This window comes from Bifidobacterium ruminantium DSM 6489 (assembly GCF_000770925.1).
Lineage (GTDB): Bacteria > Actinomycetota > Actinomycetes > Actinomycetales > Bifidobacteriaceae > Bifidobacterium > Bifidobacterium ruminantium.
In genome coordinates this window covers 141243-162389 of the sequence record NZ_JDTK01000001.1, presented here as the reverse complement: position 1 = coordinate 162389, position 21147 = coordinate 141243, and the positions used below count along the sequence as shown (strand labels likewise).

Here is a 21147-nt window from a genome sequence, read left to right as displayed (position 1 = left end):
TGGCCATCAGACGAATTCGGCGCCCAGCTCCTTCAGTTTCCTGAAGTGCTTCCTTTTGCTGCGTTCAAATGTCGTGCCAATGGCCGGCTCGTCGACTACCACATGGTAGCCGTGTTCTATTGCGCCCAGCGCGGTCAATGCCACGCAGCCGCCTCCATCCACGCCCACGATTTTGACCGAATCCACGTTGTTTTCCTTCAGGAAAGCATGCAATTGAGGATTGGAGAACGCGTCTCCCGCATGTTTCACGAACACGTGATTCGATGCCACGTGCAGTCCTTCAACCAGCTTTGACTCCAGAGTGTCCTCATACACTTTGAACGGTGACAGACGGCTGAGGAGGCTGCGTTCCATCACGTTTCTTATGTATACAATCAGCCGCTTCTCGTCTGCGTAAGCGTCAATGACGCCATTTACCGTAGTGAGCAGATCGGGCATACTGTATTTGAGGTATGGGAAGCGGTGCTCCCCTACGTACGCTTCCTGCATGTCGATGACTAGCAACGCGTCACTCATCGGATTGTCTCTTTTCTACGTCGTGCAATTTGACGCCCTCGTCTTCTCTCTTGAAAACAATGTCGTCATGTTATCACCACAGCGAAGAAGCGGATTTAAGTTGAAGTGTCGCGAGATTCGTCCGAATCCGTTTCCGTGTGCACTCGAATACTGCGTCGATGTCCGGCCTATCCAAAGCCATTCATTCCGCCAAGCCTATAGCCCTATGGCCGGCTTGCTGAAACCGATCCTGCATTCCAGAAGGAGGCCGATGGCGTGCGTATCCCCTTGTCCGCACCTACACTTGCATGATGAACCGGCGGATGGGCGCCGGAGAATCGCGGGGAAGGGAAACCATGCATATCACAGGACTCGATGAGGAGCGTCACGATCAGCGTTGGGAGGGCCAGCGTGCCTTGGTGACAGGATCCGGACAGGGCATCGGCCAGGCCGCCGCCCAACTGCTCGCAAGCAAAGGCGTGAGGGTCGCGGTCAACGACATCGTGCCGGAACGCGCGGAAGCCACGGTCGGCCTCATCACCCAGGCGGGCGGTGAGGCCTTCGCAGCGCCCGGGGACATCTCCAACCCGAGCACCGTCGAACGCGTCTTCCAGCAGCTTGACGAACATTACGGCGGCATCGACATCCTCGTCAACGACGCGGGCATCATCATCAAGGACACGCTCGACAACACGGATCTAGAACGCTGGAACCGGATTCTCGCGGTCAATCTGACCGCCGGCTTCCTGACCATCAAGCAGGCCGTCAAGCGCATGAGGACGCAGCATTACGGTCGCATCGTCAACGTGTCCTCCATCGCCGCGAAGCACGGCGGTGGATACCTGGGCGGTGTGGCCTACGCGGCCACCAAGGCGGGCGTCGCGGCGCTCACCCGCGGCGCGGCCAGGGAGTATGCGACGGACGGCATCAACGTGAACGCGGTCATGCCGGGACTGACTTACACGCCGATGACGTCGGGGATGCCGGATTGGAAGCAGAAGGCCATCGAGGATTCCACGCTCGTCAAGCATGGTGGCCAGCCGTATGACATCGCCCGCGCCATCGTGTTCCTCGCTGATCCGGAATCCGGCTACATCGACGGCGAGACCCTCGACGTGGACGGCGGCACCAGCCTCGACTAGGCACGGATGATCGGGAATGAGTCAGCTATGCGTTCATACCTTTTGCGGGTTCCTTCGTCATTGTTGGTTATACGTTGGAAAACGCCGACGAACCTGTAGGAGGATTGGCGGGTCATGGGGTCGGTGCTTTTGGCGAAGGTGATTCGCTTGTCGTGGGCGGCCTGTCCGCTGGTCACAGGATCCACGGCATCGGGATTATATTCGTTGTATTCCTCGATGTGCAGGCCATCCGGCGACAGACGATTGTTCCAGCCGCTCGCTATGGCCTTCCCGTTGACGGCAAGCTTGGGGAACCATGTCCGGTATTCATCTCCGTAAACCGGACGTAGGGCACTGGGCACGCACCAACCCATCTGACACCCTTTATAGTCGGCGCTGCATAGGGTGTTCACGGCGTCGACTATACGGGGAAAGCCGATGTCGTCCGAAACGGAGATGCGGTCCTTGTCCGCATAATACTGTCGCCAATCATCCACGGCCTGAATCCAAGGCTTGAATGTTCCATTGGCTTTCTGCTCGTTGACCTTATCCGCGATGCAGGAGACCACGTCGTCTATGCTCTGTTCGAATTCGGCAAAAGGCTTCGTCGCGTCGATGCGTTTCAGCTCATAATCTCCCTCATGGATTTGACGAAGCACCTCGATGATCGTGATCTCACGATGGATGTCGCGGGAATGCTGTTCCTCATTCTGATGATATGCCTCATCGCATTCGACGCCGATGCCCACTTGCGGGAAGTACAGGTCGATGAACTTGTATGCTTTCCCCGGGCATAATACCGGCTGCTGGGTCACGGGTTTCACGTCGCGCATTCCCAGCCTATTCCACACCGCATTGACCACATAGTTTTCGTAATCCTTGCGCTTCGTCCTCGAAAAGGTGCGAATCAGATAGTCACGCTTCGCGTCATCGTCCGTTTTGGAATCTTCCCCGCTCATTGTTCTCTTCCCGTTTCTTTTGCTTCTTTGTTTCGCGCGCGGCGCTTCCATGCCGCAAGGACGCGCTCATACACGGAAAACGATATTCTCCAATCTACTCCTCCATCTTCGATCGACATATCTGACCGCGTCATCCAATTGCCGTGCGGATAATTCCAATCGTTTGTGGATTATCGGATGCGCGTGCGGATTTTTCAATCGCCCCCTAATGAGCCAGCTGCGATATATGCGTTGAAACGTTGGAAATTCAACGTTTTCGTTTTTTGGGTGTTTCTTTATTCGGATAATTCATGGGATTTGACGGCGGATTAATCCGCACAAACGCTCAGCAATCCGCAAGCGTCCAAAGAGATCGATGGAAAGAGGCCGATGGAGATGATGGCGCAGTATGCGGACGGTTCCATGTGGAAAAGGACAATGACAAGGGAGTCGTTGGCATCGGCCAGGAACAGGCGCAAAACCTTTCGGCAAAAGAAAAACGGGCTCCGAACGAATCGGAACCCGCGGATCCCGGCAGCGGAACTCCAATCGCCAAACATTGGAGTTCCGCTGCCGAAAATTAGTGGAATCAGGCGAACAGGAAGCCCTGTCCGTGATGCTCCGGATATGTGTCGAACAATTCGGCCACGGAACCGTCCTCGAACACAGCGCGGATGGCGCTGGCCAGCAGGGGCGCGATGGACAGGACGGTAAGGCCGTCCCAGCGCTTCTCCTCCGGAATCGGCACGGTGTCGGTGAGCACGACTTCGCGAGCGCCACAGTTCTTCAGACGTTCCACGGCCGGGCCGGACAGCACGCCATGCGTGGCGACGACGGTCACCGACTTGGCGCCGGCGTCCTTGAGCACATTGCATGCCCCCGCGATGGTGCCGGCGGTGTCGATCAGGTCGTCGACGAGTACGCAGTCCTTGCCTGCCACGTCGCCGACCACGCGGTTGGAGACCGCCTGGTTCGGACGGGTGATGTCGCGGGTCTTGTGCACGAAGGCGAGCGGTCCGCCGCCGAGGCGTTGCGCCCACTGTTCGGCGACGCGGATACGGCCGGCGTCCGGGGACACGACGGCGACGTTGTCAAGCTGGTTGGAGAAACGGTCTCGGATGTAGTCGACCAGCACCGGCATGGCGATGAGATGGTCGACGGGGCCATCGAAGAAGCCTTGGGATTGCGCCGCGTGCAGGTCGACGCTCATGATGCGGTCGGCGCCTGCGGTTTTGAGCAAGTCGAACACGAGACGGCAGGAGATGGGCTCGCGTCCGCGATGCTTCTTGTCCTGGCGCGAGTAGCCCAGCAGCGGACAGACCGCGGTGATGGAGCGTGCGGAGGCGCGTTTCAGCGCGTCGATCATGATGAGCTGCTCCATGATGGCCTGGTTGACCGGGTTGGAATGGCTTTGCAGCACGAACACGTCCGCACCGCGCACGGATTCGGTGTAGCGCACGTACATCTCGCCGTTCGCGAAGTCGTATGCTGTGGTTTCCAGAACATCGATGCCGAGCTGTTCGGCGACTTCCGCCGCCAGCTTCGGGTGTGCCCTGCCTGTGACAAGGATAAGGTTCTTATCCGGCTTTCCTTCAAGGATTGCGCTCACCATATCTCCAAACGTCTGTTCTAGCGAAGTGGATGTGACCCATACTAACCGGCTACGCAGACCTCGATGCCCACGTGTGTTCGAGGGTATACGCGAAATCGCGTCCGTTCCACCCACGATGGCTATCGGTACAGGCCGTGCTTGCCGATGTACTGCACCACGCCGTCGGGCACGAGGTACCAGACCGGTTCTCCGTGTTCTGCTCTTCTGCGCACGTCGGTCGATGAAATCGCCAATGCGGGGATCTCCAATGTATCCACCTTGCCTGCGGGTAGCCTCACACCGTCCGGTGAGGAGTAGCCCGGCCGCGTCACGGCCACGAAATGCGCCAGATCCCACATTTTGTCGGCGTCCTTCCACTGCATGATCTCCGCCACGGCGTCGGCTCCGGTGATGAAGAACAGTTCGGCGTCCGGATACTGGACGCGGATGTCGCGCAGCGTGTCGATGGTGTAGGTGATGCCGGGGCGGTCGATGTCCACGCGCGACACGGTGAATTTCGGATTGGATGCGGTGGCGATGACCGTCATGAGATAGCGGTCCTCCGCATTGGTGACCTTCTTGTCCAGTTTGAACACCGGCCGTCCGGTCGGCACGAAAATCACTTCGTCGAGATCGTATACCCATGACACTTCGGAGGCTGCGACTAGGTGGCCGTTGTGGATCGGGTCGAACGTGCCGCCCATGATGCCGATGCGCAGACGGTTATGCCAGTTCCCTCGTGCCGACCTGCGGCCAGACGTCACGGCCGACTGCGGACGGTCCACGGACAGCTCCGACATGCGTCGTTCCGGTTCCACCACATAGCTGACTGCGAGCTCGGGATCGGCCTCCGCGGATTCCGGCCGCATACGTTTCGGACCGGTCATGCGGAAGCCCCGTTTTCGTGCTGCCGCTCGGCCTGCTGCTCCTTGTCCGCGTCCACGGTCTCCTGCTCGATGCTGTCCGCGGTCGGAGACGCGTTGTCAGGATCGATCTTGCCCATGTCCTCATCCCACTCGTTCTGCACGACGCGACGGATCTCGGCGAATGTCGGCAGCGGAAAGTCCGGCTGGTATGTGCTGCGGATCTTGGCCACGCGTTCGGTGACGCGAATCAGCGTGTCCGTCATGCCTTCGAGATCATGGTCGCGTTCCATCGCGCTGAATTTGGCGACGTACTGTTCCATGTCCCGCATCTGCTCGCCGATGATGCCGAGCTGCTCGTCATCGGGGGTGACGACGTCCGCGGCGTCGGCTTCGGGCCAACCGATCAGCACCGCGTCGGCGTATTCGAGCGATGCACGTTCGTCGGCGGAGGCGATGCCGTCCTCGACCTGTACGAGGAACACGTAGCGGACGATGCTCAATCGTTCGGAAGCCAGTCGCAGTCCGAGCATCGGATCGTTCAGATCCGCGTTCCAGGGATTCTTGTTGTTTCGCACGGTTTCCTGCTTGGTTTCGTCGCTCATGCTCTCATCTGTCCCGTTCCATAGCCGATCCATTTGGTCGTGGTCATCTCACGAAGCCCCATAGGGCCTCGCGCGTGCATCTTCTGCGTGGAGATGCCGAGCTCAGCTCCGAAACCGAAGACTCCGCCGTCCGTGAATCGCGTGGAGGCGTTGACCATCACCACCGCCGAATCGATGCGCGAGGTGAATTCCTCGATGGCCGAATAGTCCTCGGCGATGATGGATTCGGTGTGTCCTGTGGAATGACGGTTGATGTGCGCGATGGCCTCGTCAAGCGAATCGACCACTTTGATGCCTATCTCAAGCGCCAGATATTCGGTGTCCCAATCCTCGTCGGTGGCATGCGTGAGATGCGCGTCCTTCACCCTGGCTTGTTCGATGATGCCGTACGCGCGTTCGTCGGCATGCATTTCGACGCCGGCTTCGGCCAGCGCCGCGGCGGCCTTCGGCAGGAAGGTTTCGGCGACGTCCCGGTGCACGAGGAGTTTCTCGGCGGCGTTGCATACGCCGACGCGCTGGGTTTTGGCGTTGATGAGGATGGGGATGGCCTTGTCGAGGTCTCCGGACCGGTCGACGTAGATGTGCACGTTACCGGCTCCCGTTTCGATGACGGGAACTTTGGAGTTGCGCACGACGGCTTGGATGAGTCCCGCTCCCCCGCGTGGGATGAGCACGTCGATGTGTCCGCGCGCCTCCATCATGGCCGTGGCGCCGGCACGTCCGTATCGGTCGACGGAGTCAATCATGGCCTGGTCGTATCCGTGTTCGGCGAGCACGTCGCCGATGATGGAGAGCGTCGCCGCGTTGGTGCGTTCGGCGGCGTGACCGCCCCTGAGGAGGACCGCATTGCCGGATTTGATGCACAGTGATGCCACGTCGACGGTGACGTTGGGGCGAGCCTCGTAGATCATGCCGAGCACGCCGATGGGGACGCGCACCTGTTGCAGCCTCAAGCCGTTTTCAAGGTGGTATCCGCGCACGATCTCGCCTACCGGGTCGGGCAGGGAGGCCACGTGCCGCACGCCTTGCGCGGCTGCGGCGATCCGGGGCACATTGAATTTGAGCCTATCGAGTTTCCCTGCGTCCATGCCGTCGTCGAAGGCCTGGCTCATGTCGAGCGCATTGGCTCCGGCGATGACGTCGGCGTGGTTGTCAAGCGCGTCGGCGATAGCGTTGAGCAGTTCGTTTTTCGCTTCGGTGTTAGCTTGCGCGAGCTGCGATTGCGCGTTGCGGGCAGCATCACCCATGACGCATACCGCTTCGAACGCGTCGGCGTTGATGGCATCGGTCTGATGTTGTGGATTCGTCATAGTTTCCTAGAATAGCGCGCGATCGCGCCCCGCTGCGCAATGGCGGCCATTTCGAGCCGTCCGCTTGCGTATTTGCGGGGCGCGAACGCGTCGAATGGAAGGACGAGTACGATCAGTGGATCTGGTCGAGACTCGGATACAGCGGGAAGTCCTCGGTGAGCTTGATGACACGCGCCTTCAAAGCTTCGACGTCGGCATCCTTGCCCGCAGCGAGCGCGGTACCGATGATGTCGGCAACCTCCTCGTATTCCTTCGGACTGAAACCGCGGGTGGCGAGCGCACTGGTGCCGATACGCAAACCGGACGCCACGGACGCAGGGCGCGGATCGAACGGGACGGTGTTGCGGTTGATGGTGATGCCGCATTGCGCAAGCAAATCCTCACCCTGCTGACCATCCATCTCGCTGTTGCGCAGATCGACCATGACCAGATGCACATCGGTGCCGCCGGTCAGGACACTGATGCCGTTGTTCTTGACATCGTCGGCCATGAGACGTTCGGCGAGGATCTTGGCACCATCAAGCGTGCGCTGTATACGATCCTTGAACTCCGGAGATGCCGCGACCTTGAAGGCGACGGCCTTGCCGGCGATGACATGCATGAGCGGACCACCCTGCTGGCCAGGGAACACGGCAGAATTGAGCTTCTTGGCATACTCCTGCTTGGCGAGAATGAAGCCGGAACGCGGACCGCCAAGAGTTTTGTGCGCGGTAGAGGACACGACATCGGCATACGGCACGGGACTCGGATGCAGACCAGCCGCCACCAGACCGGCGAAATGAGCCATGTCCACCCAGAATTTGGCGCCGACCTCGTCTGCAATCTCCTTCATCGCCTTGAAGTCCTCAATGCGCGGATAGGCGCTCCACCCACCGATAATCATCGCCGGATGGGTTTCAAGCGCCCGCTGGCGGATAATCTCCGGATCGATACGGAAAGTCTCGGGATTAACTCCATAGGCTTCCGCATGATAGAAGCGTCCCGAAAAGTTGATCTTCATGCCATGGGTGAGATGGCCGCCATGGTCGAGAGCCAGTCCGAGAACCGTGTCGCCAGGCTTGACGAGCGCCTGGTAAACAGCAGCGTTGGCCTGCGCGCCGGAATGAGGCTGCACGTTGACATATTCGGCACCGAACAGGCTTTTCGCGCGCTCGCGGGCGATGGTTTCGAGTTTGTCGACCTGTTCGCACCCGCCATAGTAGCGGCGTCCCGGATAGCCTTCGGCGTATTTGTTGGTCAGCACGGATCCCTGCGCTTGCAGGACGGCGCGTGGCACGAAGTTTTCGGAGGCAATCATTTCAAGGCCGTTCTGCTGCCTGGACAGTTCGGCATCGAGGATTTCAGCGATTTCCGGATCCGCTTCGGCGATTGGCGCGTTGAACTTGTCGTTCGGGGTCTGCGCAAGAGGTGATGCAGTCATGAAGCCCTCCTTGACTTCGGAATGATCCGCTGTACCGCGGTTTAATAAAGCAGTGTACGTGCGCGAATCGCCATGGAACAACCGCGTTTCGAAACATGCGGGAAATACGGCGCGGAGGCTGGTACAGGACATTATCAATGACCGAACGCCTTGGCTGCCGTGCCATCCGAGAACCGCCGTTGCAGCGACTGCGGGCATTCCGCCGTTCCATTCCACGGACGCGGAGCGTTTTCTTCCCACCTGTGCCGGTACACTGGAAATCACGTTTGACGTAATCTGTCCGTTCTATTGCTAAGGAAATCAAGTGACCACGTTCCACAGCACACGCAGTACCACCGATTCGCTTACCTCCAAGCAGGCTATACGCAAGGGCATCGCCGACGATGGCGGCCTGTTCGTGACCGATTCCCTAGGCGAAAACCACGTGGACATCGCGGGTCTGGCCGGCAAATCCTATCAGCGGATCGCATACGACGTGTTGTCCGTACTGCTGCCGGACTACTCCGAGGAGGAGCTCAAGGCCTGCATCGCCGAAGCGTACGGCGACCAGTGGTCCGACGAGAGGATCACTCCGGTCAAGCCGCTTGGCGACGATTATGTGATGGAACTGTTCAACGGCCCGACCTCCGCCTTCAAGGATGTCGCGCTACAGATCCTTCCCCGCTTCATGGCGCGTACCACTCCGGCCGATGGTGACAAGGATGAGAAGATCATGATCGTCACCGCCACTTCAGGCGACACGGGCAAGGCTGCCCTCGCCGGCTTTGCGGACGCGGCCGGTACCGGCATCACCGTCTTCTATCCGGAAGGCAAGGTGAGCCAGGTGCAGGAACTGCAGATGACCACGCAGACCGGTTCCAACGTGAACGTGTGCGCGGTCAAGGGCAATTTTGACGACGCCCAGTCCGCCGTCAAGCGCATCTTCGGCGATAAGGATCTCGCGGATCGTCTGGCAAAGGACTCCCATGTGGTGCTGTCGTCCGCGAATTCCATCAACGTGGGTCGTCTGGTGCCGCAGGTCGTGTACTACTTCTCCGCCTACGCGCAGCTGCTCGAACAGCAGGTCATCAACGTCGGCGACGAGGTCGAGTTCGTGGTGCCGACCGGCAACTTCGGCGACATTCTCGCCGGCTACTACGCCAAACTGCTCGGCCTGCCCGTCAAGCATCTGATCGTCGCCTCCGACAAGAACAACGTGCTGTTCGACTTCCTGACGTCCGGCACGTACAACCGTCAGCGTCCATTCTTCCAGACCATCAGCCCGTCGATGGACATCCTCATCTCCTCGAATCTGGAACGCATGCTGTATTACATGTCCGATAAGGACACCCGTCTGATCTCCATGCTGATGAACGATTTGAACCAGTGGGGCGCCTACGAGGTTCCCGAACCGATGATGAAGAAGATTCGTTCGATCTTCGGCACCGGCTGGGCCGACGAGAACCAGGTGCGCGACATGATCGCCGACTGCTGGAACAAGAACCATTACGTGATCGACCCGCACACCGCGTGCGGCTACTACGTCATGCAGCAGATGCCACGCGATCCGCTGACCCCGCGTGTGCTGCTTGCCACCGCGAGCCCGTACAAGTTCCCGCGCGTGGTGAACGAGTCCCTGGGGCTCGACGCCACCGGCACCGACTTCGAATGCATGGACGTGCTCTCCGAGGCCACCGGCACCACCGCGCCTGCGGCGCTGCGCGGTCTCGAAACATCCGACGTGCGTTTTGATAACGTCGTCGAGATCAATGGCATGGAGGATTTCGTCGAACAGGCCGCGAAGGCGCTGTAGATTGCGGACTCCTGCCGATAATCGAATCGTATAACTGAATATCATGTCTCCCCCTTCACCGGATGGGGGAATCAAGGCATCCAAACCAATCACGTAGGTATGCGGCCCAAGCCGTTCAAGGATTGGTTTGGATGCCTTTTTCTTTTTCCAACGACAAGTCGAAAGGAATCCCCATGGGAAACTCAGAAGGACCGCATAAAAGTTCCCTGTTCTATCAGATGACACTGCTTGGCAGCGCGGCATTGTGGGGAGGCAGCTACCTGTTCACCAAAACCGCCCTGGAGGCCATGCCCATGCACTGGCTGATGTGCGTGCGTATGCTCGGGGCATGCCTGTGCATGCTGGCCGTGTTCCATAGGCGGATACTTCCGAATCTGAACAGGCGAATCATCGTTCCGGGAATGCTGGTGGGACTCACCTATTGGGGGTGAGATGACGGCACAGACCGTCGGACTGGCCACCATCGATGCCGGACGCAGCGCGTTCCTGACGGCTTCGTATTGCGTGGCGGTTCCCTTCGTGACCTGGATCGTCTGTGCGAGAAGACCGGCGTTGATGCAGGTCGCGGCCGCCATCGTGTGCCTCGCCGGTGTCGGATTCGTCTCCTTAAAAACCGGTGGGGCAGCATCGGGTTCCGCTTTCGCACTGGGACGGGGCGATTGGCTTACGCTGCTGTGTGCATTGCTGTGCGCCATCAACATCGTGCTGCTTGGCGTATTCACGAAACGATTCCATCCGATAGCCATGACCTTCATGGAATTCCTAGTGGCCGGAATTCTGTATCTCGTCATGTCATGCCTCTCCTTCTCCGGGCCGAGCGTGGCATGACTGCGGCCGGAAGTCGTATCGTCGGTGCTGTTTCTGATAGTCTGTGCCTCCATGGGCGCGCAGATCATGGAGAATATGAGCCTGCCGCATCTGCCCGGCTCACAGACTTCGATCATCATGTACACAGAATGCCTGTTCGCCGCCGTCTTTTCGGCGATTTTCGCCGGAGAACGGTTCACCATGAACACAGTAATCGGATTCGCGCTGATCTTCACCGCCATGGTGATGTCGGCCAAGTGCTCGGAAGAATGACATGGGATTCGCTTCCCGAAAGACGATCACGCTAGTGGATTCGGGATTGCTACCATAAGGCTTCGGAAAGGATGGGACATCATGGTTGATCATACGGGCGGCGTAAGCGCAACGACAGAACTTGATGCAGAACCGGAGAATCCGCCCACGCGGAACAGGGATCGGCTGATCACCCGTGATGTGGCGCTGGTCATGCTGGCGACGTTCTTCTTCATGACCAGCAACATGGTGGTCAACCCCATCATCGCCGGCTATGGGGAGTCGATGGGAGCAACCGGCTCGCTGATGGGTGTGATCGCGGGAGCGATGAGCTTCGTCTCCCTGTTTTGCCGTCCGATAGCCGGCAATCTGTCAGATCTGGTCAGCAAGCGTCTGCTGGTGGCCGTCGGCACAGCGCTATACATCGTGGCGGGCGTCATGTACTGCGCCGCGCAATCGACAGGTATGCTGATCGCGGCCCGCATGGTCAACGGACTCGGCTTCGCTTGCGGCACCGTCTGTCTTGCCACTTGGGTGTCGCTGCTGCTGCCGATCAGGCATATGGGTGCCGGCATGGGATTGTATGGCATCGTCAACGCGCTGGCGATCGCGGTCGGTCCGGCGCTTGGCATCCGTCTGCAGACGGCAGTTGGCTATCGATGGACGTTCGTCGCGTCGCTGACACTCAATGCATGCGCGTTCGTGACCGTGCTGCTGGTGAGGAACGGCGGCAAGCCGGCACGCAAGACCGTCACCATGCAAACGGCGGGCGGTTCACCCGCATCGGATTCATCCCGCGAATCGCAATCCGATCGATCCGCATCGCATATGCTGCGTCACCGTCTCCGACTGCGCAATCTGGTCGAACCGAAGGTGATTCCCTTGGCTGCGGTGTTCATGATGTTCGCGATTCCCTATTTCGCGAACCAATCGTTCCTGGTCGACTACATTTTCGCCCGGCATCTGCATGTCTCATCCGACCTGTTCTTCGTCTTCTACGCCGTCGCATTGCTGCTGTTGCGTCTCACGCTTCGCAACCTGTTCGACTCGAAGGGCTTCCGGTTCTGGCTTACCGTCTGCTCATTGTCCATGCTGGCGATGCTGTCTTCCCTCACGTTCATGACGAACAGCTGGTATCTGCTCGTGGCGGGCGTCACGATGGCCGCCAGCTACGGTCTGATGAGTTCCGTGACGCAGGCACAAGCTGTTGTGATCGCGGGGTGCGCTCGTAGCGGCTTGGCCAACAGCACCTACTATATGGGCATCGACTTGGGTATGACGTTGGGTCCCGTGCTGGCTGGCGTCTTCTACGGTCATCTGCCTATCGCATGGTTCTATCCAATGTTCATGCTGTCGATGCCGATGGCATGGCTGATCTATCTGTCCTTCCGTCGTGTCATCCATTCGAAGAACGCGTGACACGGACGAGCCGTTCATCTCCCGACTAACCCGTCTCATCGGCGGACGCGCATCGAATGGAACGATCCGTCATTCCTTTGACGGATCACGACGGTTTTTCCAACGCCGGTAAAAAACCAGGTTTCTGGCACCGCATGTGCTTCTGACGTGAAAGATTTATGCTGTTATGCAAAACACTATAACAGCATTTCACATATCTGTATTACTGTTATATATAACTACTTAACAGTTAGTGTGCGACTGTGCATCAGAAGAACATATCACCGGCAAAAGGAGGCACAGCTTGAAGCTGAACATCTCGTCCGCGTCCGAAGAGCCGATCTACGAGCAGATCAAGAACCAAATCAGATCCGCGATCGTTTCAGGAGAGCTGCAGGTGGGCGATGCGCTCCCCTCGCTCCGCAAGCTCGCCGGGGAACTGCACATCAGTGTGCTTACCGTAACTAGGGCGTACAACGATTTAGCGGACGAAGGCCTTGTGAAGAACATACAAGGCAAAGGCGCATTCGTTATGGAGCACGGCAACGAGCTCATAAGGGAACGCGCGAGCGAACGCATCATGGACAAGTTCCGCGAAGCGTCCATCGAGGCCAAAGCCTCCGGCATCAGCCTGCTAGATCTGCTTGGCATGTTCGAGAAAGCGTACAGGGAGCAATCATGATCCCATGCGTCAGACGGCCAGTCAGTGAAACGCGTTGCCCGAGCCTAATGCCAGGACGGGCGGAAAGCCCCGACTCTACAAGCGAGCCGGCGCGTCGCGGAAGTCGAACATGACGCCGTCCGCCAGTTCGCAGATCTCCGGCCAGTCGGCGTCGGACGAATCGTCGTGCATGGCCCACACGTGCATGCCGACGGATTTCGCCGACCGCATGCCGGTCAGCAGATCCTCGAACACGGTGCAGTCAACCGGCTCGACGCCAAGACGCGATGCAGCCAGAAGATACACATCCGGTCGATCCTTGCCGACGTCTCCAGCGTCATCGACGCTGACCACCTCATCGAAGAAGTCGAGGATACCCACATGTCTCATGGCTGGTTCACGCAACTGCGGCGGTAACGACGTGGCCACCGCGAGCCTCGCGCCGCCCGTCTTCAGCGCCGCCAGATATTCCCGCGCATGCGGTTTGGCCTCGACTGCCGTTGCGTACATGACGCGCGCCATACGATCCCATTCCTCCATCAGCTCCTCGGGGGTATCCGGCAGCGAGAACCGTGCGATCGTATACTCGGCGATTTGCCGGAACTGCATGGCGGCCACTTTCCGCATGTAGTCCTCAGGCACTTCGATGCCACGTTTGGCAAGGAAATCGATATCCACCTGATCCCATACGCCCATGGAGTCAAGCAATGTGCCGTCAAGGTCGAAAATGGCCCCCTTGCCTTGGTTCTCCGCGGTTTCCTGTGCCATGTCGGCTCCTTTACTGGTTGCAGTATTCCTGATATTTGATATTTTCTCAACTGGTTTGCGATCGTGCGCGTGACGGTCAGTCAAGCACCGACGATCTGAGCAGCTCCTCGGCATGTTCCAATGAGGCCTCGCTTTCGCTTCCGGAAAGCATGCGCGCGATCTCATGAACGCGGGCCTCTCCGCGCACCTGGTTGATTGTGGTTTCGACGGAGCCGTCATCAGCCATGCTTTTGGCGACCACATACTGTTCATCCGCCCAAGATGCGACCTGCGGCAAATGCGTGACGACCAGCACCTGTGCGGACTGGGCGAGTTTTGCCAAACGAGCGCCCAGCTCCACAGCGGCCTTGCCGCCCACACCCGAATCGACCTCATCGAAGATGAATGTCATCGGCGGCACGGTGCCGCCGGCCACCACATGCTTTTCGGCGGCCACCAGTTCGAGCGCGAGCATCAGACGGCTCAGCTCGCCGCCGGATGCGCTTTTGCCCATCGGCAGCTGGGGCGAACCCGGGAACGGCGTGAAGAGGAATTCGATATCGTCCGCGCCTGTGGCATCCAATTTGGCACGTTCGGTCACGCGAATCTCCAGTTTTGCCCCTCCCATGGCCAGCGAACCAAGTTCCGCCGTCACTTTGGAAGCCAACTCCTTGGCCGCGGCCCTACGTCTTTTGCCGACCGCCAGCGCGGCATTTTTCGCGGCGTCGAGTAGACCCGCGCGTTCCGCCTCAAGCTGTTCGACCTTTTCTGGCGAGGCGTCCAGATCCTCCAAATCAAATACGGCCTTGTCCCTCCATGCGATCACATCAGACAATTCCGGCCCCCACCGGCGGGTCAATTCGTCCAGCTCGTGGATACGCCCGTTGATGGCGTCCAAATCCTCCACACTCGCCTCATTGTCCACTTCGCCGGACAGGCTGAACACCACATCGGACAAATCGGTGCTGATGGAATCCAATCGGTCGGCGAGTTCGGAGAAGACCCCTCCGACATGGATGGCGCGCAATGCCTGCGCCGCATGGTCGATCAGGTCGGCGGCGCTTGACGATTCGACATCATCCGCCACCTGCGAGGCGTCCAACGCACCCAATGCGCGGGTCACCCCCTCGGCGATTTCGGCCGCGTTCTCGATACGGTCGCGCCGCGCGCGCAATTCGTCCATCTCCCCCGGCTGCGGGTCGACGCGGTTGATGCGGTCGATTGATTCACGCAGATAATCCGCCTGTTGCCGCATAGAGGATTCCTGGTTGCTGAGACGCTCCAGTCTCTCGTCCATCGCGCGCAGCGCGTTCCATGCCTTGCCGTATGCGGCCAACGCCACCTCGTCGCCCGCATAACGATCCAGAAATTCGCGCTGCCGGGCGGCGGTCGCGATGCGCAGTTGATCCGCCTGTCCATGGATCGTCACCAATTCCGCGGCGACGGAGGCAAGCACCGAGCGTGGCACGCTACGTCCGGACAGCATGCTGCGAGACCTGCCGGAGGCGGGCACCTTGCGGGACAGGAACAGTTCGCCGTCCTCCGGTTCGAAACCGGCCTCCCGGGCGGCGGCCACCGCCGCCGGCGACGAAGCGACTTCGAACACGCCTTGCGCCCACGCTTCCTGCGCGCCGACGGAGACGCGCCCCCCATCGGAAGGGCCTCCGGAAATCAGCCGAATCGCACTGAGCAGCATCGATTTGCCCGCGCCCGTCTCGCCGGTAATCGCCGTCATGCCGCCGGCCGGAGAGATCAACGCGGAACGAATCGGACCAAGGTCATGAATCTCAAGTTCCTCAAGCATGTCCGGTCACTTTCCGCTTTCGCAATCGCCCTTTTCAGGGAATGCATGCCCGTGATGCGCGCCATCCGTCTTGCGCGCCTGCTCACGCCAACCGACGACGGGCAGATCGAATTTGGTGACGAGACGATTCGTGAACGGCACTCCGGACAGACGTGCCAAGCGTAAGGTACTTTTCGATTCCCGCACCTCGATACGCGTACCCTTCGGCAGGGCTCGCTGACGACGTCCATCGCAGCAAATCCAGCCCTTGGACGTGGAATCCTCAAGAATATCGATGGCGAACGTCGACCCGGAACCGATGATCAACGGTCTTGCGAACAACGCGTGAGCGGCCAACGGCACCAATTGCAGAGCCTTCACGTTCGGCCACATGATCGGACCTCCCGCGGAGAACGCATAGGCAGTCGATCCGGTCGGTGTGGACACAATCACGCCGTCGCAGCCGAAGGAGCTCATCTCCACGTCATCGACGCGGATGGACAGCTCTACCATCTTGCCACGATCCGCCCGCTCCAATGTGATGTCGTTCAGCGCCCAATCCTCGATGGGCTCCGATTCACCGGGAAGCCACACATCGACGTGGGCGATCATGCGCTCGTCAATGGAATAGTCATGCTCCGCGATTCTGCGGATGGCTTCGCTCATCTGGAAGCTTTCGAATTCCGCCAGGAAACCCACATGTCCCAGGTTCACGCCGAGGATAGGGACTTCGGTGCAGTGCACCAGCTCGGCCGCGCGCAGGATGGTGCCGTCCCCGCCGAGCACAACCACAATCTCCGTGCTGGGCGGCACAACGGGGGGTCTGCTGCCGAAGTCGGGCGCCTCGATGTTATCGATGATCGTCACTTCGAAATCGGCACGTCTCAACTGTTCGACGGCCTCCTCGACCACCGTGCCGCTTTCGCGCAGACGCGTGTGCGTCACCACCACCGCATGCCGGGTACCGAGCATCGCAAGCCCTTTCCAAGAACTCCTGTACACAACGCGCCCTTGACGGGCGCCAACGCCTACCATTGTAATCGAACAAATGAACGAATGACGGCGGCGAGTGTCCAGAACCCGCCATGTATAACCAGCATCCGCGATCGTCACGGCCCCATCCGCCGATTCCGGCGAACCCATCGGACAGGCCGAGCAAGCTCTCCGACGCCCCGTTCGTCACACTACCGTCTACAATAGCTCAAGGAAACGAAGACCATCCATAAAGATAGGGAGCGAGGAACAGCATGTCCAACCTCGTCTTTGACGAGTCCTCCTCCAATCGCGAGGCCTCGCATGGCTACGCCTGGTGGTTCTCCGGAGACACCTTCGAGAAGGCCATGGCGGAGGATCGCAAGCCGCGCAAACGCAGCCTGATGCACAGGCTCACCACGCATCCCGGACGACTGACCATCCTGTACTTCCTTGTCTTGGGTGCGCTGTCCACCGCGCTGCTGCTCGCGCCGGTCGCCACGCCAAGGGGCGAAAAGACGACGTTCACCACCGCGTTCTTCACCGCGATCTCCGCGATCTCGACGTGCGGCATCTCGATCGTCAATTCGACGACGCATTGGTCCGCATTTGGCCAGGCCGTGCTCATCTTCTCCGTGCAGATGGGCGGTCTGGGCGTCATGACCTTCGCTTCGCTCATCGCCTTGGCTGTGAACCATCATCTGAAGGCCACGCAGAAACTGCTCACCGCCAATGAATTGGGCACCACGAAACTCGGCGAGATCAAAGGCGTGCTCACCGTGGTCATCGCCACCGCGTTCACCATCGAAGGCATCACGTTCGTGGCGTTGTTCCCCGGCCTGTACAAGGTCAACCACGGCAATGTCCGCCACACACTGTGGGAATCGCTTTTCTTCGCCGTCATGGCGTACAACAACGCCGGATTCACCCCCGACGGCGCTGGGCTGCACGTCAACAACTGGGCGGTCGGCCTGCCTATCCTCATCAGCGCGTTCTGCGGCACGCTTGGTTTCCCCGTACTGCTGAACCTCATGCGATCATGGCGCATGCACCGTCCGCCGAAGCGCTGGAGCCTGCATACCAAGCTCACGCTGACCACGACGTTCTGCATCGTGCTCGCCTCGTTCACTTGGTTCCTCGTCATGGAGTGGAACAACAAGCTGCTGTTCGCCACAGAGGGAGTGGAGCCGCGTCTGTGGCACGCGCTGGTGGCGGCCGTCATGCCCCGCAGCTCAGGTTTCGACCTGTCGTGGATGCCGGGCGTGAGCGACGCGACAAAAGTATTCCTGTCCATTGTCATGTTCATTGGCGGCGGCAGCACCTCGACGGCCGGCGGCATCCGTGTCACCACGTTCGCCGTGATCCTGCTGACCTGCCGCGCGGCATTCACTGGACGCAGGGATGTCAACGCATTCCACCGCCGCATCCACTCGCAGGCCATCATGACCGCCGTGGCCGTGAGCGCCGCCTGCCTGATGCTCGTCACCGTGGTGTCCATGGCATTAATGGCCATCACAGGCTGCTCGTTGTGCAACGCGCTGTTCGACACCTGCTCGGCATTCGGATTGGGCGGCTATTCGGTCGGCGTGGCCAGCGAATCCAATCCGGTGGTGTTGTACATCCTCGCTGCCACCATGTTCATCGGCAGGCTTGGGCCGCTCACCATCGCATACGCCATCTCCAGGCCGCGCAGCGTTGAGACGGTGCGCTACCCCACCGAGCAGATCGTGGTCGGCTGAATCGACCAGATAATCCGGTTTCCTATACTTGATATTCGAAAAAAGAACTTCGAAAGGTACACGAACAATCATGGCGAACAACACCAGAAGCGTTCTTGTGGTCGGACTTGGCCGTTTCGGCAGCTCCGTGGCCACCACATTGGATGCGATGGGCCAGGATGTGCTTGCCGTCGACAAGGACGGTGAGCTGGTGAATCGTTGGTCCTCGCAGATTCCCACCGTGCAGGCCGACATGACCGACGTGATGTCGCTGGAGCAGATCAACGCATCCGATTTCGACACTGCCGTCGTCGCCATCGGCGACAGCGTCGAGGCGTCCGTCATCACCGCCGGCAATCTGCTTGACGCGGGCATCTCCGACATTTGGGCCAAGTCGGTGTCCAAGGAGCATGCGCGTATTCTACAGCGCATCGGCGCGCGGCACATCATCAACGCCGAGACCGACGCCGGCAAACGCGTGGGGCATCTGGTGTCCGGCAACTATCTCGACTACATCGAGCTTGAGGGCGCGTACAACGTTGTGAAGATCCACACTCCCCCGCATGTCGTCGGCTACACCATAGAGGACGCGCGCGTGCATGAACGGTTCGGCATCACCGTGGTCGGTATCAAATCTCCGGGCAAGGAGTTCGAATACGGGTCGAAAGAGCTGATCATGCATCGTAACGACGAGCTCATCATCATGGGCAAGCAGAATCAGATCGACAAGTTCCTGAGAGGTTGATTGGCTTCACGAAGCGCTGCTGAACATGCGAAAAGAGGCGGTGCCCATATGTGGGATGCATATGGACACCGCCTCTTTTCGCATGGAATCCGTCTTGGAGAGTCGTAGCCGACTTATGCCACTGCGTACAACAGGTATTCGATGTTGCCGTGCGTGCCTTCTATCGGTGAGACCGCCGTGCCACGTACATCCAATCCGTTGGCTTTCGCGCAGGTCACGACGGTGCTGAGGGCCTGTTCGCGCAGCGCTTCGCTTTCCACGATGCCGTTCTTGCCAAGGTTGCCTTTGCCGACTTCGAACTGAGGCTTGACCAGTAGCACGATCTGCGCACCAGGCGCCGCAATGCGTGCGATGACGGGAATCACATACGTCAACGAGATGAACGACACATCGGACACGACCATCGACGGACGGTACGGCAGGTCGCCCGCCTCAACGTCGCGGATATTGACACCACTCATTTCGATGATGCGGCCATCATGCGCGATGCGTGGATCAAGCTGGCCATGTCCGACGTCCAAGGCGATCACATGCGCGGCTCCACGACGTAGCAGCACGTCGCAGAAACCGCCGGTGGATGCGCCGATGTCAAGACAGTCGAGTCCTTGCGCGGAGGCAAGCCCTGCGGAGGCGAATCGTTCGAATGCGCCGACCAGCTTGTACGCGCCGCGCGAAACATAGTCATCGCCCAGATCGGCGTCAATCGTGTCATCATCCGAGACCTTGACCGATGGCTTGACTGCGACGGCACCGTTCACCTTCACTTTGCCGTTGCCGATCAAACGTTGTGCTTTGGAACGACTGTCCACGATGCCACGTTCCACCAACGCGACATCGAGACGCCTGATAACGACATCTTCATGCATGTCCCGCATACGAATATGCCGCCGTCAGGCGATTCGGAATTCCGGAACGATCATGTCGGAAACGTCACGGCCACGATCGGCGACGTCCCACATGGCGGCGCACGCCGCACGCAATCCGTCGACGCTGGTGGTGTCGGTGACGTACAGCCTGTCACCGTCGACGCGCGCCTGCACGTCACGGCAGCTCCAGGCGCCCGCTTCATGCGTGACCGCAGGCGTCGGCTCGTTGAGGCCGATCAAATCCCGGGCTATGTAGGTCGGACGCAGATGCGCCGGAGCGAACATCAGTTCACGTGCATTAGTCACACCGGTCAGCACGGCCAGGGAATCATATCCGCCACGATTGCCGGCCTCGATGTCTGTGTCGAGCCGGTCTCCGATGGCAAGGCATGCCTCCTTGGCCACTGGTTCGGCACCATCATGCGCGGCGAGCAGCCGGGCCTCGTCATACATGGCGGACTCCGGCTTGCCTGCGGATGAAACAGGTTCCACGCCGGTGGCGTTGATGACGGCCATGATCATGGAGCCACATCCCGGAGCGATGCCAAGCTCACGGGGAATGGTCAGATCCCGGTTAGTCACGAAATACGTGGCCCCTTGTTCGACGGCGTAGGCAATCTGGGCCATCTCGTTCCACGACATGTCCGGATACCAACCCTGAATCGCGGCCACCGGTTTATCCTCGGCAGAATTAACCACCTCAAGCCCTTGCTTGGCCACTTCCTCACGCAGATGGCGGGCACCAAGCACGAACACCTTCGAGCCTTGCGGCACCTCGCGAGCCACCATGCGCGCGGCCACCACGGATGAGGTGATGACCTGCCACGGTTCGACATCCAAGCCGAAGCCTTTGAGCTGGTCGGCCACCACGGCCTGCAGCCGGGAGGAGTTGTTGGTGGTGTATTCCACCGTCATGCCAAGTTTTTCGGCCTTGCGAATGCTTTCGGCCGCGTGTTCCACCGGATTCTTGCCACGGTAGACCACGCCGTCAAGGTCAAGCAACGCCAACTGATACGCTTCGCTCAGCGGACGATTCGTGGATTTCAGCATTGTGTGGGCGCAC

General features: G+C 59.6%; 22 protein-coding genes. 10 read left to right on the top strand and 12 right to left on the bottom strand.

Annotated features, from left to right (window positions below):
* Positions 1-6: 6 nt before the first annotated feature.
* Entirely contained in the window at positions 7-516 is a 510-nt protein-coding gene (locus OU26_RS00725; protein ID WP_026645996.1) for a cysteine hydrolase family protein, read from the bottom strand.
* Positions 517-851: 335 nt separating this feature from the next.
* On the opposite strand from OU26_RS00725, the gene OU26_RS00720 reads away from it, so the two are divergent.
* The gene (locus OU26_RS00720; protein ID WP_051592885.1) at positions 852-1637 is read left to right on the top strand and encodes an SDR family NAD(P)-dependent oxidoreductase; all 786 of its coding nucleotides are present in this window, start codon (positions 852-854) and stop codon (positions 1635-1637) included.
* On the opposite strand, the gene OU26_RS00715 is transcribed toward OU26_RS00720, so the two are convergent.
* The gene (locus tag OU26_RS00715; RefSeq protein ID WP_026645994.1) at positions 1634-2575 is read right to left on the bottom strand and encodes an AbaSI family restriction endonuclease; all 942 of its coding nucleotides are present in this window, start codon (positions 2573-2575) and stop codon (positions 1634-1636) included. The two genes, OU26_RS00720 and OU26_RS00715, sit on opposite strands and share 4 nt — an antisense overlap.
* 290 nt (positions 2576-2865) lie before the next feature.
* On the opposite strand from OU26_RS00715, the gene OU26_RS10010 reads away from it, so the two are divergent.
* A complete protein-coding gene (locus OU26_RS10010) occupies positions 2866-3138 on the top strand; it encodes a hypothetical protein (RefSeq protein WP_152571276.1) in 273 nt (90 codons plus the stop codon).
* Positions 3139-3143: 5 nt separating this feature from the next.
* Here OU26_RS10010 and OU26_RS00705 read toward each other — a convergent pair whose 3' ends face one another.
* The 5 genes from OU26_RS00705 to glyA all read right to left on the bottom strand — a co-directional run bounded on the left by OU26_RS00705 (position 3144) and on the right by glyA (position 8343).
* Complete coding sequence (locus tag OU26_RS00705; RefSeq protein ID WP_026645993.1) at positions 3144-4166, bottom strand: ribose-phosphate diphosphokinase; 1023 nt, start codon at positions 4164-4166, stop codon at positions 3144-3146.
* Between the two features lie 119 nt (positions 4167-4285).
* Positions 4286-5014 carry a nicotinate-nucleotide adenylyltransferase gene (gene nadD / locus OU26_RS00700; protein WP_162164119.1) on the bottom strand — a complete coding sequence of 243 codons (729 nt, stop codon included), beginning with the start codon at positions 5012-5014 and terminating at the stop codon, positions 4286-4288.
* 14 nt (positions 5015-5028) lie between these two features.
* Positions 5029-5613 (bottom strand): hypothetical protein, encoded by a 585-nt coding sequence (locus tag OU26_RS00695; RefSeq protein ID WP_033498776.1) that lies wholly within the window; start codon positions 5611-5613, stop codon positions 5029-5031.
* A complete protein-coding gene (locus OU26_RS00690) occupies positions 5610-6923 on the bottom strand; it encodes a glutamate-5-semialdehyde dehydrogenase (RefSeq protein WP_026645991.1) in 1314 nt (437 codons plus the stop codon). The genes OU26_RS00695 and OU26_RS00690 overlap by 4 nt, the downstream gene beginning before the upstream one ends.
* A gap of 112 nt (positions 6924-7035) precedes the next feature.
* Positions 7036-8343: a serine hydroxymethyltransferase gene (glyA, locus tag OU26_RS00685; protein ID WP_026645990.1), complete on the bottom strand. Its 1308-nt coding sequence runs from the start codon at positions 8341-8343 to the stop codon at positions 7036-7038.
* A gap of 304 nt (positions 8344-8647) precedes the next feature.
* Here glyA and thrC point away from each other — a divergent pair, with 304 nt between their 5' ends.
* The 6 genes from thrC to OU26_RS00665 all read left to right on the top strand — a co-directional run bounded on the left by thrC (position 8648) and on the right by OU26_RS00665 (position 13274).
* Positions 8648-10135 (top strand): threonine synthase, encoded by a 1488-nt coding sequence (gene thrC / locus OU26_RS00680; protein ID WP_026645989.1) that lies wholly within the window; start codon positions 8648-8650, stop codon positions 10133-10135.
* A gap of 173 nt (positions 10136-10308) precedes the next feature.
* Entirely contained in the window at positions 10309-10566 is a 258-nt protein-coding gene (locus OU26_RS09585; protein WP_051592884.1) for a hypothetical protein, read from the top strand.
* Between the two features lies 1 nt (position 10567).
* Positions 10568-10963, top strand: coding sequence for a hypothetical protein (locus tag OU26_RS10405; protein WP_051592883.1), 396 nt, complete (start codon positions 10568-10570; stop codon positions 10961-10963).
* Positions 10964-11014: 51 nt separating this feature from the next.
* The gene (locus OU26_RS10400) at positions 11015-11215 is read left to right on the top strand and encodes an EamA family transporter (RefSeq protein WP_237743774.1); all 201 of its coding nucleotides are present in this window, start codon (positions 11015-11017) and stop codon (positions 11213-11215) included.
* An 81-nt stretch (positions 11216-11296) separates the two neighbouring features.
* Positions 11297-12613, top strand: a complete 1317-nt coding sequence (locus OU26_RS00670) for an MFS transporter (RefSeq protein ID WP_081815608.1) — start codon at positions 11297-11299, stop codon at positions 12611-12613.
* A gap of 283 nt (positions 12614-12896) precedes the next feature.
* A complete protein-coding gene (locus OU26_RS00665) occupies positions 12897-13274 on the top strand; it encodes a GntR family transcriptional regulator (protein WP_026645987.1) in 378 nt (125 codons plus the stop codon).
* Positions 13275-13349: 75 nt separating this feature from the next.
* Here OU26_RS00665 and OU26_RS00660 read toward each other — a convergent pair whose 3' ends face one another.
* The 3 genes from OU26_RS00660 to OU26_RS00650 form a co-directional block, all read right to left on the bottom strand.
* Positions 13350-14021 carry an HAD family hydrolase gene (locus OU26_RS00660; protein ID WP_026645986.1) on the bottom strand — a complete coding sequence of 224 codons (672 nt, stop codon included), beginning with the start codon at positions 14019-14021 and terminating at the stop codon, positions 13350-13352.
* A 76-nt stretch (positions 14022-14097) separates the two neighbouring features.
* A complete protein-coding gene (gene recN, locus OU26_RS00655) occupies positions 14098-15804 on the bottom strand; it encodes a DNA repair protein RecN (RefSeq protein WP_026645985.1) in 1707 nt (568 codons plus the stop codon).
* A 6-nt stretch (positions 15805-15810) separates the two neighbouring features.
* The gene (locus OU26_RS00650; protein WP_026645984.1) at positions 15811-16755 is read right to left on the bottom strand and encodes an NAD kinase; all 945 of its coding nucleotides are present in this window, start codon (positions 16753-16755) and stop codon (positions 15811-15813) included.
* A 275-nt stretch (positions 16756-17030) separates the two neighbouring features.
* Here OU26_RS00650 and OU26_RS00645 point away from each other — a divergent pair, with 275 nt between their 5' ends.
* Positions 17031-18494, top strand: a complete 1464-nt coding sequence (locus tag OU26_RS00645) for a potassium transporter TrkG (protein ID WP_026645983.1) — start codon at positions 17031-17033, stop codon at positions 18492-18494.
* A gap of 70 nt (positions 18495-18564) precedes the next feature.
* On the top strand, positions 18565-19218 hold the full coding sequence (locus OU26_RS00640) for a potassium channel family protein (protein ID WP_026645982.1): 654 nt from the start codon (positions 18565-18567) through the stop codon (positions 19216-19218).
* Between the two features lie 113 nt (positions 19219-19331).
* Here the strand turns inward: OU26_RS00640 and OU26_RS00635 are convergent, their stop codons facing one another.
* Together OU26_RS00635 and OU26_RS00630 are read right to left on the bottom strand one after the other, a co-directional pair.
* A complete protein-coding gene (locus tag OU26_RS00635) occupies positions 19332-20093 on the bottom strand; it encodes a TlyA family RNA methyltransferase (protein WP_026645981.1) in 762 nt (253 codons plus the stop codon).
* Between the two features lie 15 nt (positions 20094-20108).
* The gene (locus tag OU26_RS00630; RefSeq protein WP_026645980.1) at positions 20109-21134 is read right to left on the bottom strand and encodes an HAD-IIA family hydrolase; all 1026 of its coding nucleotides are present in this window, start codon (positions 21132-21134) and stop codon (positions 20109-20111) included.
* Positions 21135-21147 lie beyond the last annotated feature (13 nt).